This is a genomic window from Streptomyces sp. NPDC048001 (genome assembly GCF_043203115.1).
GTDB lineage: Bacteria > Actinomycetota > Actinomycetes > Streptomycetales > Streptomycetaceae > Streptomyces > Streptomyces sanyensis.
The window spans coordinates 220,041-232,452 of the sequence record NZ_JBIDBN010000009.1 but is presented as its reverse complement, the minus strand read 5'-3'; the positions used below and the strand labels follow the sequence as shown (position 1 = coordinate 232,452).

Here is a 12,412-nt window from a genome sequence, read left to right as displayed (position 1 = left end):
ACGCGGCTGCCCAGCGCCCGGCGGGGGGGCGGACCGGACCGCGCGGACGCCGGACCGGGTGCCAGGACGCGCCGAGGGCCCGGACGCGGAGGCGTCCGGGCCCTCGGGGAGCGGGTCAGGCCCTGCGGAGGCGGAAGGCCAGGCCGAGGCCCTCGTCCCGGAAGGCCGCGCCGAAGCCCTCGTCGCCGTCGCCGGTCGCGAAGTCGGTGGCCAGCACCTCGTCCGCGATCAGCTCCGCGTGCTCCGCCAGCGCCGAGGCGACCTCGGCGTCCGTCGAGGTCCACCGCAGCGCGATCCGGTCCGCCACGTCCAGGCCGCTGTTCTTGCGGGCCTCCTGGATCAGGCGGATGGCGTCGCGCGCGAGGCCGGCGCGGCGCAGCCCGGGCGTGATCTCCAGGTCGAGGGCGACCGTCGCGCCCGCGTCGGAGGCCACGGACCAGCCCTCGCGGGGCGTCTCCGTGATGATGACCTCCTCGGGGGAGAGCGCGATCGTCTCGCCGCCCACCTCCAGGCTCGCCTCCCCGGAGCGCAGTGCGAGCGCGAGCGCCGCGGCGTCCGCCGCCGCCACGGCCTTGGCGACCTCCTGCACGCCCTTGCCGAAGCGCTTGCCGAGCGCCCGGAAGTTGGCCTTCGCGGTGGTGTCCACCAGCGAGCCCCCGACCTCGGAGAGCGCGGCCAGCGAGGTGACGTTCAGCTCCTCGGTGATCTGCGCGCGCAGCTCCGGGGAGAGCGTCTCGAAGCCGGCCGCCGCCACCAGCGCCCGCGACAGCGGCTGGCGGGTCTTGACGCCCGACTCCGCCCGGGTCGCGCGCCCCAGCTCCACGAGCCGCCGCACCAGGGCCATCTGCCGGGAGAGCTCCGGGTCGACGGCGCCGGGGTCCGCGGTCGGCCAGGCCGACAGGTGCACCGACTCCGGGGCGTCCGGGGCGACCGGGACGACCAGGTCCTGCCAGACGCGTTCGGTGATGAACGGCGTCACCGGGGCCATGAGCCGGGTCACGGTCTCCACCACGTCGTGCAGGGTGCGCAGGGCGGCCCGGTCGCCCTGCCAGAAGCGGCGGCGGGAGCGGCGCACGTACCAGTTCGACAGGTCGTCGACGAAGGCGGAGAGCAGCTTGCCGGCCCGCTGGGTGTCGTAGGACTCCATGGCCTTCGTGACCTGGTCCACCAGTGTGTGCAGTTCGCTCAGCAGCCAGCGGTCCAGGACGGTGCGCTCACCCGGGGCGGGGTCGGCCTCCGAGGGCGCCCAGCCCGCGGTGCGGGCGTACAGGGCCTGGAAGGCGACCGTGTTCCAGTAGGTGAGCAGCGTCTTGCGCACCACCTCCTGGATGGTGCTGTGACCGACCCGGCGCGCCGCCCAGGGCGAGCCGCCGGCCGCCATGAACCAGCGGACCGCGTCGGCGCCGTGCTGGTCCATGAGCGGGATGGGCTGGAGGATGTTGCCCAGGTGCTTGGACATCTTCCGGCCGTCCTCGGCCAGGATGTGGCCCAGGCAGACGACGTTCTCGTACGGCGACTTGTCGAAGACCAGGGTGCCGATGGCCATGAGGGTGTAGAACCAGCCGCGGGTCTGGTCGATGGCCTCCGAGATGAACTGCGCGGGGAAGCGCTTCTCGAACAGCTCCTTGTTCTTGTAGGGGTAGCCCCACTGCGCGAAGGGCATCGACCCGGCGTCGTACCAGCAGTCGATGACCTCGGGGACGCGGGTGGCCGTCCTCGCGCACTGCGGGCAGTCGAAGGTGACCTCGTCGATGAACGGGCGGTGCGGGTCGACGTCCGACAGGTCGCGGCCGGCCAGCCCGCCCAGCTCCGCCCGGGAGCCGACGACGGTCAGGTGGTCGTCCTCGCAGCGCCAGACCGGCAGCGGCGTGCCCCAGTAGCGGTTGCGCGAGAGCGCCCAGTCGATGTTGTTGTTCAGCCAGTCGCCGAAGCGGCCCTCCTTGACGGAGTCCGGGAACCAGTTGGTCGCCCGGTTCTCCTCCAGGAGGCGGTCCTTGACCGCGGTGGTGCGGATGTACCAGGACGGCTGCGCGTAGTACAGCAGCGCCGTGTGGCACCGCCAGCAGTGCGGGTAGCTGTGCTCGTAGGCGATGTGCCGGAACAGCAGGCCGCGGGCGTCCAGGTCCTCGGTGAGCGCCTCGTCGGCCTTCTTGAAGAACTGGCCGCCCACCAGGCCGACCGACTCCTCGAAGGTGCCGTCCGCGCGGACGGGGTTCACCACGGGGAGCCCGTAGGCCCGGCACACCCTGAGGTCGTCCTCACCGAAGGCGGGTGCCTGGTGCACCAGGCCGGTGCCGTCCCCGGTGGTCACGTAGTCCGCGTTGACCACGAAGTGCGCCTTCTCGGGGAAGTCCACGAGCTCGAAGGGGCGCCGGTACTCCCAGCGCTCCATCTCGGCGCCCGTGAAGCGCTGCCCGGTGGCCTCCCAGCCCTCGCCGAGGGCCTTCTCCAGCAGCGGTTCGGCGACGAGCAGCCGCTCCGTGCCGTCGGTCGCCACCACGTAGGTCACGTCGGGGTGGGCGGCGACGGCGGTGTTGGACACCAGCGTCCACGGGGTGGTCGTCCACACGACGAGCGCGGCCTCGCCGGCCAGCGGGCCGGAGACCAGGGGGAAGCGCACATAGACCGAGGGGTCGACCACGGTCTCGTAGCCCTGCGCCAGCTCGTGGTCGGACAGCCCGGTGCCGCAGCGCGGGCACCAGGGGGCGACCCGGTGGTCCTGGACCAGCAGGCCCTTGTCGAAGATCTGCTTCAGCGACCACCACACCGAGTCGATGTACTCGGGGTTCAGGGTCCAGTAGGCCTCGTCGAGGTCGACCCAGTAGCCCATCCGCGTGGTGAGCTCGGCGAAGGCGTCGGTGTGCCGGGAGACGGAGGCGCGGCACTTCTCGTTGAACTCGGCGATGCCGTAGGCCTCGATGTCCTTCTTGCCGGAGAAGCCGAGCTCCTTCTCGACGGCCAGCTCGACGGGCAGGCCGTGGCAGTCCCAGCCCGCCTTGCGGGCCACGTGGTAGCCGCGCATGGTGCGGAAGCGGGGGAAGACGTCTTTGAAGACCCGGGCCTCGATGTGGTGGGCGCCGGGCATGCCGTTCGCGGTGGGCGGGCCCTCGTAGAAGACCCACTCGGGGCGTCCCTCGGACTGCTCCAGGCTCTTCGCGAAGATCTTGGCCTCGCGCCAGAAGTCGAGCACGGCGTGCTCCAGCGCGGGCAGGTCTACCTGGGCGGGTACCTGGCGGTACTGCGGCGGCGTCATCGGTCTCCTCCGGCGGACTGTGCCTCTTCCGTCCGGAGGGACGAGAGCCGCATCCACTGCGCTCCCGCGGTACCACCCTCCTTGGCCCCGGACACGGCGGTCCCGGGCCCCCTCATTGGGGCAGCGAGGCCGGTTCTACTCGCCCGCGGGCTTTCCTCCGGCGGCTCCGGGGTGATGCTTCACGCCGCGCTCGCCCCCGGGCTCGCACCGTCCCCGGGTCGCTCATGGCTGCGTACGACGCTACTCGTCCCCATCCACGCCTTTCGCTGGGCCCAGTGTACGGGCCGCGGGGAGCGTGGGCCGCCCGGTTTTCCGCGGGGCGCCGCGGGCGCGGCGTTGGCCCGAATGCCGCACGCCGGTCTCCCGAGGGGGGCAGCCGTCCGCGGGGCGGATTACCGGGCGGGGAGCTGGGCACAACGCTGGGGGACGCGGAGCCCCGCCACCCGTACCTGGCCGTCCGGCGGCGTGCCCCGTTGCCGCCGGGCCGGTGTCGATTTATCGTCCCAGCACGATTCGCGAGCAAGATCACAAAATGTGAAGGGGCCGCGGCCATGGTGGCGAAGAAGACCGCCGATCACTCGGCGCCGACCCGTCCCGCCGCGGCGCCCGCGGGGCCTGGCAGCGCCCCGGAGGCGGCCGCCGGGGAGGACGCACCAAGGAAGGCGGCCGCGAAGAAGACGGCGCCGGGGAAGACGGCCGCGAAGAAGACGGCCGCGAAGAAGACGGCCGCGAAGAAGACGGCGAAGAAGGCGGCGAAGAAGACCGCGAGAAAGGCGGCCGCAGGCGAGGCCGCACCCGCGCGGAAGTCCGCGGCGAAGAAGACGGCCGCGAGGAAGACGGCCGAGGCCGCACCCGCGGCCCAGGGGGCGGCCGAGGCCGCCGAGCAGACAGGAGCCAGGACGGTGGCAACGAAGAAGACCGCAGCGGGAAGCGCGGTGGGCCTGCCCACCGCCCGTACGGCGGCCGCCGCGCCGCCCGACGAGCTGGCGGTGCGGCCCGGCGAGGACCCCTGGACCCCCGAGGAGGTCACCGAGGCGCGCGCGGACCTGGAGGGCGAGGCCGCCCGGCTCACCGCGGAGATCGCCTCGTCCGAGAACGCGCTGGTCGGGCTCATGCGGGACTCCGGCGACGGTGCCGGCGACGACGAGGCCGACACCGGCACCAAGAACATCACCCGCGAGCACGAGCTGGCCCTCGCGGCGAACGCCCGGGAGATGCTGGAGCAGACCGAGCGCGCCCTGGAGCGCCTCGACGCGGGGACCTACGGGCTCTGCGAGAGCTGCGGGAAACCCATCGGCAAGGCCCGCATGCAGGCCTTCCCGCGCGCGACCCTGTGCGTGGAGTGCAAGCAGAAGCAGGAACGGCGCGGCTGACGCCGGGAACGCGTGTCGTACCCTCGACCCAGGGCGTGTCGCCCTGGTCGGCACCTAGGTTGAGGGACACACGTGGCAGAGGCGGAGCGCACCATCGGTACGCCGGACGTTGACGACGACGGGACGGCACCGGCCGAGCAGCCCCGGGGCAGGCGCCGGATCGTCGCGCTGTTCGCCGTGGCCGTCGCGGCCTATGTGCTCGATCTCGTGAGCAAGATCATCGTCGTGGAGAAGCTGGAGCACCGCGAGCCGATCCAGGTCGTCGGCGACCTGCTCACCTTCCAGGCGGTGCGCAACCCCGGCGCCGCCTTCGGCATGGGCGAGGCGTTCACCTTCGTGTTCACCTTCATCGCCGCGGCCGTCATCGTGGTGATCATCCGCCTGGCCCGCAAGCTCTACAGCCTGCCCTGGGCCATCGCCCTCGGGCTGCTCCTCGGCGGGGCGCTGGGCAACCTCACCGACCGGATCTTCCGGTCCCCGGGCGTCTTCGAGGGGGCGGTCGTCGACTTCATCGCGCCCGCGCACTTCGCGGTGTTCAACCTGGCCGACTCCGCCATCGTGTGCGGCGGCGTGCTGATCGTGCTGCTGTCCTTCCGGGGCCTGGACCCCGACGGGACGGTCCACAAGGACTGACAAGGCATACTCGACGGGTGAGTACGCTTCCCGAGATCCGCACCCTGCCCGTACCCGACGGCCTGGAGGGCGAGCGCGTCGACGCCGCCATCTCCCGCATGTTCGGCTTCTCCCGCACCAAGGCGGCCGAGCTCGCCGCCGCGGGCAAGGTGCTGGTCGACGGCGCGGTGGTCGGCAAGTCGGAGCGGGTCCGCGGCGGTGCGTGGCTGGAGGTCGAGATGCCCCAGGCCCCGGCCCCGGTGCAGATCGTCGCCGAGCCGGTCGAGGGCATGGAGATCGTCCACGACGACGAGGACATCGTCGTCATCGTCAAGCCGGTGGGCGTGGCCGCGCACCCGAGCCCCGGCTGGACGGGCACCACCGTGATCGGGGGCCTCGCCGCCGCCGGGTACCGCATCTCCACCTCCGGTGCCGCCGAGCGCCAGGGGATCGTGCACCGCCTCGACGTCGGCACCTCCGGGCTGATGGTGGTGGCCAAGTCGGAGCGCGCCTACACCCTGCTCAAGCAGCAGTTCCGGGACCGCACCGTCGACAAGCGCTACCACGCCCTGGTGCAGGGGCACCCCGACCCGATGAGCGGCACCATCGACGCCCCGATCGGCCGCCACCCCACCCTCGACTACAAGTGGGCGGTCACCGCCGAGGGCAAGCCCTCGGTCACCCACTACGACCTCATCGAGGCCTTCCGCGGCTCCTCCCTGCTGGACATCAAGCTGGAGACGGGCCGCACCCACCAGATCCGGGTGCACATGGCCGCCCACCGGCACCCCTGCGTGGGGGACCTCACCTACGGCGCCGACCCCCGGCTGGCGGCGCGGCTGGGGCTCACCCGCCAGTGGCTCCACGCCGTGCGCCTCGGCTTCGAGCACCCCTCGGACGGGCGCTGGGTCGAGTACGAGAGCGCCTACCCCGACGACCTCCGCAAGGCCCTGGACGTCATCGCGGCGGAGAGCGCGTGAGCGCCTGGACCGTGCGACCCGCCGCCGGGCCCGCGGACCGGGCTGCCTGCTTCGCGGTCCGCAGGGAGGTCTTCGTCACCGAGCAGCGGGTCCCGGAGGAGATCGAGTACGACGCGCACGACGCCGAGGACGCGGCCACCGTCCATGTGCTCGCGGTCCGTGCGGACGGCACCCCGCTGGGTACCGGGCGGCTGCTCCACGGTCCCGCCGCCGCCTCCCGGACCGGCGGCGACCCGGGCGTCGGTGCGCTGGGGCGGCTGGCCGTGACCCGGTCCGCCCGCGGACTGGGCGTGGGCGCCGCTCTGGTGCGCGCCGTCGAGGACGCGGCCCGCGCGCTGGGCCTCGCGGCGGTCGACCTGCACGCCCAGACCCACGCCCTGGGGTTCTACGAGCGCCTGGGCTACCGGGCCTACGGCGCCGAGTTCCCGGACGCGGGCATCCCCCACCGCTCGATGCGGCGCGCCCTTCGGACCTGACGGGCCCGGCGGCCCGTGCGCCGCGCCCGGACACCGGCGCCCACCCGGTCGGCACGGCGCCGCCGCGGCTGCCGGCGCCCGTGGCAGGGTGTTGACCTCGATCCACGAGGTTCGCACGTCCGAAAGGCCACGCCGTGGACCAACTGGCGCTGCTGTTCACGCTGTTGCTCGGCGCCGTGGTCACGGTCCCGCTCGGCCGCCGGGCCGGGCTGCCCCCGCCGGTGCTGATGACCCTGCTCGGCGCCGTCCTCGCGGTGCTGCCCTTCGTCCCCGACATCGACGTCCCCCCGGACCTCATCCTCCCGCTGGTGCTGCCCCCGCTGCTCTACGCGGCGGTGCAGCGCACCTCGTGGCGGCAGTTCGCCGCCAACGCCCGCCCGATCCTGCTGCTCGCCGTGGCGCTGGTCCTGGTCACCACCGCGGCCGTGGCGGCCGTCGCCCACGCCGTCGTCCCCGGTCTGCCGCTCGCGGCCGCGGTCGTCCTCGGAGCGCTGATCGCCCCGCCCGACCCGGTCGCCGCCACCGCGGTCGCCGGCTCCCTCGGGCTGCCGCGCAGACTGGTGTCGATCATGGAGGGCGAGGGACTGTTCAACGACGTCACGGCGATCGTGGTCTACCACGTGGCCGTCGCGGCGGTGGTCAGCGGCACGTTCTCCTGGGGCCGGGCGGCCGGGGAACTGGTCCTGTCGGCGGTGGTCGCCCTGCTGGTCGGCGGGGTGCTCGGGTGGGCCGGGGAGAAGCTGACGGGGCTGCTGGACGACCCCACCCTCCAGACCGGGCTGACCCTCCTGGTGCCCTTCACCGCCTACGCCCTCGCCGAGCAACTGCTCGGTTCCGGGGTGCTCGCCGTCCTCACCTCGGCCCTCCACCTGGCCCACCGCACCGCCGATGCCGACGACGTGACGGGGCGCCTCGCCGGAAACGCCTTCTGGGAGGTGGTGGACACCCTGGTCACGGGGGTGGCCTTCGGCCTGATCGGGCTCGAACTGCACAACGTCTTCCGCACCGCCGAGGGCCGCCCGGGCGAACTCCTCGCCTGGAGCGCCGTGGTCGTGGCGGTCGTCGTCGGCGTGCGGCTGCTCTGGCTGCTCCCGGCCTCCTGGCTCGCGAGCCGCCTGCACCGGCGGCGGGACGTGGACGAGGACGTGCCCACCGGCTGGCGGGAGACGGTCGTCGTCTGGTGGGCGGGGATGCGGGGCGTGGCCTCGGTGGCGCTCGCCCTGGCCATCCCGAGGGAGACCGACGCCGGGGCGCCGTTCCCGATGCGGGACACCGTGATCTTCCTCGCCTTCGCGGTGATCATGACCACGCTGGTCTGCCAGGGGCTGACCCTGCCCCGGCTGGTGCGCCGCCTCGGGGTCCGCGCCGACGCCGACGCCGAGCGGGAGCTGGAGCGGGCCCTCGCGCTGAGGGCCGCCAGGGCGGCCCGCCGCAGGCTGCGGGAACTGGAGGCGGCCGAGGAGCTGCCGGAGGAGGTCAGCGAACGGCTGATGCGCAGCGCCTACGACCTCGGGGCGCGGATCAGCCCCGACGTGGCGGAGGAGGAGCGGCGCGAGTGGTTCGCCGCACACGTGAGGCGCCGTGAGACGCTGACCCGCATCCGCAGGGAGATGCTCTCCGCAGCGCGCCACGAGGTGCTCTCCGCGCGCAACGAGCCGGGAGCGGACCCGGAGATCGTGGACCGGGTGCTGCACCGGCTGGACGTCCGCAGCCTGCACTGACCCGCCCCCTCGGCGGACGGGCCGCGGGGCGGGCCGTGCTCGGCCGCCCGGTCGTGTCCGACACATCCCGCTTGGCGCGCGACGGGCGGCCGGCGCCAGGCGTCGGACACGGCCTAGCCGCGGCCGGTGCGCGGGGTGTCCGCCTCCACCGGGAGGGAGGGCTCCCGGGCCGGGCCGGGTACCGAGGGGCGGGCCGCGGCCGGACCGGTGGCCACCTTGGGCAGGGCGTAGGGGTGCTCCTCCTGGAGCCAGGCCACCATCTGCTCGCGCACCGTGCAGCGGGCCGTCCAGATGTCGTTGGCGTCCTTGGCCGTCATCACGGCCCGCACCTGCATCGTGGTCGGCGTGGTGTCGGTCACCGCGATGCTCCAGTCGCGGCGGTCCCAGGCCGGGCACTCCTCCAGGATCCGCTGCATCTTCTCCCGCATCAGCCCCACCGGCGCCGTGTGGTCCAGGTGGAAGTAGACCGTGCCCGTCATCTGGGCCCCGCCCCGGGACCAGTTCTCGAAGGGCTTGGAGGTGAAGTACGACACGGGCATGGTGATCCGCCGCTCGTCCCAGGTCCGCACCGTCAGGAAGGTCAGCGTGACCTCGTCCACCACGCCCCACTCGCCGTCGACGACCACCGTGTCGCCGATGCGCACCATGTCGCCGAAGGCGATCTGGAAGCCCGCGAACAGGTTGCCGAGCGTGGACTGCGCCGCCACACCGGCGACGATGCCGACGATTCCCGCGGAGGCCAGCATCGAGGCGCCCAGCTTCTCCATGCCCGGGAAGGTGAGCAGCATCGCCGCGGCCGCGACCACGGCCACCACGGCCGTGACGATGCGCATGATCAGCGTCACCTGGGTGCGCACCCGCCGGACGCGGGCCGCGTCACGGGTCGCGGCGGCGTAGCGGGCGTAGGTCGACTCCACCGCCGCGGAGGCGATCCCGAGGACCAGCCAGGCGCTCGCGGCGATCAGCACCAGCGACAGGACGTGGTCGATGCCCGCCCGGTGGTCCGCCACCAGCGGCTGCCGGATCTGGCCGTAGGAGGCGCGCAGCACCAGCCCGAGGACCACGGCCTGCAGGGGCGTGCGGCAGCGGCGCAGCAGCCCCCACAGGGGCGTCTCGGGGTGGCGGTCGTCGGCGCGCCGCATCAGCCGGTCGACGGCCAGGCCGACGAGCAGCGTCAGCAGCACCGAACCGCCGACGACGACCAGCGGGCGCAGTAGGTTCTCCATGTCTTCCTGACTCCGTGTCTTTCCTGGTGCGTGGGCCCGGCCGGCCGCAGGGGCGGTCACTGGCAGGATGTCGGGATGAACATCCTGCTCCTCCACTCCACGTACGGCCTGCGGCCGGCGGTGCACGCGGCCGCGGACCGCCTGAGGGCCGCCGGGCACGAGGTGCGCGTGCCCGACCTCTTCGACGGGCAAACCGCCGGGTCCACCGAGGAGGGCCGGGCGCTCATGGAGGGCATCGGCAGGGACGAGTTGCTGCGCCGCGCCGCCCTCGCCGCGGCACCCCTCTCGGAGGCGGGCCTCGTCTACGCGGGGTTCTCGCTGGGCGCCGCCCTCGCCCAGGACGTGGCCCTGGCCGACGAGAAGGCCCGCGGCCTGCTGCTCCTGCACGGTACCTCGGATGTGCCCGGCACGGTCGCGCCCGAGGACCTGCCGGTGCAGCTGCACCTGGCCGAGCCGGACCCCTTCGAGTCGGAGGACTGGCTCAACGCCTGGTACCTGCGGATGCTCCGGGCCGGAGCGGACGTGGAGGTCCACCGCCACCCCGGGGCGGGCCACCTCTTCACCGACCAGGGGCTGGACGACTGGGACGCGGAGGCGGCCGAGCGGACCTGGCGGGTGGCGCTGGGCTTCCTCGGCACCCTGTGAGACCGGCCCGGCCGGCGGGTCGCGCCCGACGCTCCCCGTGAGAAGGCTCACTCCGCCCGGGTGGCCGACGCCACGCGGCGGGGGCGCCCGGTGCCGCCGCCGGGCCGGGACGCGGTGCGCCCGCCCCGGTCCTCGACGACGGGGGCGGGCGCGAGGGGGTCCGCCGCGGTCTTCACGACGGGGGCGGGCGCGAGGGGGTCCGCCGCGGTCTTCACGACGGGGGCGGCGCGAGGCGTCCGCCGTGCGCGCGGGGCCTACCGCACCGGCGCGTTCACCCGCTCCACCTTCTGGGTGCCGCTGCGGGTGCGGTACGAGCGCGCCCACGCCGTGGTGGCGTCCTTGCGGGTCCGGTCGGAGACCGTGTAGTAGTCCATCTGCGTGCGCTCGGCGGTGACGTCCAGCACCCCGTAGCCGTGGGCGTCCATGTCCACCCATCTCACATGGCGGTTGGCGGCCTTGACCGCGGTCTCCGCCACCAGGGACAGGGTGTTCGGGGCCACGTGGAGCAGGTCGTCCAGGTTGTCCGAGGTCACCGAGGTGACCACGAACTCCGTCGCCGCGGAGCGGGACAGCGGGTAGGTCGAGGCCCGCACGGGGACGTCGTTGGCCCAGGCCATGTGGATGTCGCCGGTGAGGAAGACGGTGTTCTCCACGCCCCGGTCCGTCAGATGGGCCAGCAGTTCCCTGCGGTCGTCGGTGTAGCCGTCCCACTGGTCGGTGTTGACGGCGAGGCCGCCCTCCGGCAGGCCCAGCAGCTCGGTGAGCGGCCGCAGCAGGCGGGCGGGCATCGAGCCGAAGGCCACCGGGGAGATCATCACCGAGGTGCCGACCAGCTGCCAGCGGGCGTCGGAGGCGGTCAGGCCGGCCTTCAGCCAGTCCAGTTGGGCGCGTCCGGTGATGGTGCGGTCCGGGTCGTCGACCTCGCCGCTGCCGACGCCGGCCTGCTGGGAGCGGAAGGAGCGCAGGTCCAGCAGGTGCAGGTCGGCCAGGCGGCCGAAGCGCAGGCGGCGGTAGACGGTGCCCTCGGTGGAGGTGCGTACGGGCATCCACTCGAAGTAGGCCTGCTTGGCCGCCGCCACGCGGGCCGCGTAGTCGCCCTCGGTGCCGGGGGTGTGGTTCTCCGCCCCTCCCGACCAGGCGTCGTTGGCGATCTCGTGGTCGTCCCAGATGGCGACCACGGGGTGGGCGGCGTGCAGCGCCTGGAGGTCGGTGTCGGTCTTGTAGGTCGCGTGCCGGAGCCGGTAGTCGGCGAGGGTGAGGATCTCGTGCCGGGGCTCGTGCGGCCGCACCGTGTACTTCTCGGAGGGGTAGGAGCCCGAGCCGTACTCGTACAGGTAGTCGCCCAGGTGCAGTACCGCGTCCAGGTCGGAGCGTGCGGCCAGGTGCCGGTAGGCGGAGAACCAGCCGGCCTCCCAGTTGGCGCAGGAGACCACGCCGAAGCGGATGCCGGGGCCGGAGGAGTCGGGGGCGGGGGCGGTGCGGGTGCGCCCGGCGGGGGAGCGGACGTCTCCCGCGGTGAAGCGGAAGTGGTAGTCGGTGGCCGGGCGCAGCCCGCGTACGTCCACCTTGACGGTGTGGTCGAAGGCCGCGCGGGCGGTGTAGGAGCCGCGGGCGGCGATCCGGGTGAACCCGCGGTCCTCGGCCACCTCCCAGGCGACCGCGGTGTCGGCGCCTCTGCCCGACCCGGGCACGGCGTCCGGGCCTGGTGTCACACGCGTCCACAGCAGGACGCCGTCGGGCAGCGGATCGCCGGAGGCGACACCGTGGAGGAAGGCGGGCCGGGTGTCCGCGGCGGTGGCGGAGCCCGCGGCGGCAGCGGCGGCGGGGAAGGCGGCGGCGGTCGCGGCGGCGGCCTTGACGACCGTACGGCGGCTGGGAGTTGAGAAGAGTCGACTGGTCACGGCCGATCAGACTACTGACGAGTAGGCCGAATGTCTGGCCGAAAACCGAAAGTTTCTCGTGCCGTCGTGCCGCGGTGCCCCCGGCGTTCCCGGGCCGTCCCGTTTCCCCGTCTCCCCGTCTCCCCGCCTCCCTGCCTCCCCGGCCGGGAGCACCCCGGGCGCCCCGGGCGGGCTCCCCGCCGGGCCCGGTCCGCGCGCGGACGCGCCAAGGGCCGGCGGCCACCC

10 protein-coding genes are annotated in these 12,412 nt (G+C 73.8%); 6 read left to right on the top strand and 4 right to left on the bottom strand.

All coding sequences use genetic code 11. From position 1 onward, the window contains the following. Nucleotides 1-115: 115 nt before the first annotated feature. Together ileS and ACGF15_RS18695 are read right to left on the bottom strand one after the other, a co-directional pair. The gene (gene ileS / locus ACGF15_RS18700) at nt 116-3,253 is read right to left on the bottom strand and encodes an isoleucine--tRNA ligase (RefSeq protein ID WP_345614638.1); all 3,138 of its coding nucleotides are present in this window, start codon (nt 3,251-3,253) and stop codon (nt 116-118) included. A gap of 574 nt (nt 3,254-3,827) precedes the next feature. After that, complete coding sequence (locus tag ACGF15_RS18695) at nt 3,828-4,202, bottom strand: hypothetical protein (RefSeq protein ID WP_392800223.1); 375 nt, start codon at nt 4,200-4,202, stop codon at nt 3,828-3,830. Here ACGF15_RS18695 and ACGF15_RS18690 point away from each other — a divergent pair. The 5 genes from ACGF15_RS18690 to ACGF15_RS18670 all read left to right on the top strand — a co-directional run bounded on the left by ACGF15_RS18690 (nt 4,189) and on the right by ACGF15_RS18670 (nt 8,415). After that, a complete protein-coding gene (locus tag ACGF15_RS18690) occupies nt 4,189-4,626 on the top strand; it encodes a TraR/DksA family transcriptional regulator (protein ID WP_392800220.1) in 438 nt (145 codons plus the stop codon). The two genes, ACGF15_RS18695 and ACGF15_RS18690, sit on opposite strands and share 14 nt — an antisense overlap. Before the next feature lie 72 nt (nt 4,627-4,698). Beyond that, nucleotides 4,699-5,259, top strand: a complete 561-nt coding sequence (lspA, locus tag ACGF15_RS18685) for a signal peptidase II (protein ID WP_345614640.1) — start codon at nt 4,699-4,701, stop codon at nt 5,257-5,259. 17 nt (nt 5,260-5,276) lie between these two features. Then, complete coding sequence (locus ACGF15_RS18680; protein ID WP_256526316.1) at nt 5,277-6,218, top strand: RluA family pseudouridine synthase; 942 nt, start codon at nt 5,277-5,279, stop codon at nt 6,216-6,218. Further along, complete coding sequence (locus tag ACGF15_RS18675) at nt 6,215-6,694, top strand: GNAT family N-acetyltransferase (protein WP_392800216.1); 480 nt, start codon at nt 6,215-6,217, stop codon at nt 6,692-6,694. The genes ACGF15_RS18680 and ACGF15_RS18675 overlap by 4 nt, the downstream gene beginning before the upstream one ends. A gap of 134 nt (nt 6,695-6,828) precedes the next feature. Further along, on the top strand, nt 6,829-8,415 hold the full coding sequence (locus ACGF15_RS18670; RefSeq protein ID WP_392800213.1) for a Na+/H+ antiporter: 1,587 nt from the start codon (nt 6,829-6,831) through the stop codon (nt 8,413-8,415). Between the two features lie 113 nt (nt 8,416-8,528). On the opposite strand, the gene ACGF15_RS18665 is transcribed toward ACGF15_RS18670, so the two are convergent. Next, the gene (locus ACGF15_RS18665; RefSeq protein ID WP_345614643.1) at nt 8,529-9,641 is read right to left on the bottom strand and encodes a mechanosensitive ion channel domain-containing protein; all 1,113 of its coding nucleotides are present in this window, start codon (nt 9,639-9,641) and stop codon (nt 8,529-8,531) included. Between the two features lie 75 nt (nt 9,642-9,716). On the opposite strand from ACGF15_RS18665, the gene ACGF15_RS18660 reads away from it, so the two are divergent. Next, a complete protein-coding gene (locus tag ACGF15_RS18660; protein WP_392800209.1) occupies nt 9,717-10,286 on the top strand; it encodes a dienelactone hydrolase family protein in 570 nt (189 codons plus the stop codon). 254 nt (nt 10,287-10,540) lie between these two features. On the opposite strand, the gene ACGF15_RS18655 is transcribed toward ACGF15_RS18660, so the two are convergent. After that, complete coding sequence (locus tag ACGF15_RS18655) at nt 10,541-12,187, bottom strand: alkaline phosphatase D family protein (protein ID WP_392800206.1); 1,647 nt, start codon at nt 12,185-12,187, stop codon at nt 10,541-10,543. Nucleotides 12,188-12,412: the final 225 nt, after the last annotated feature.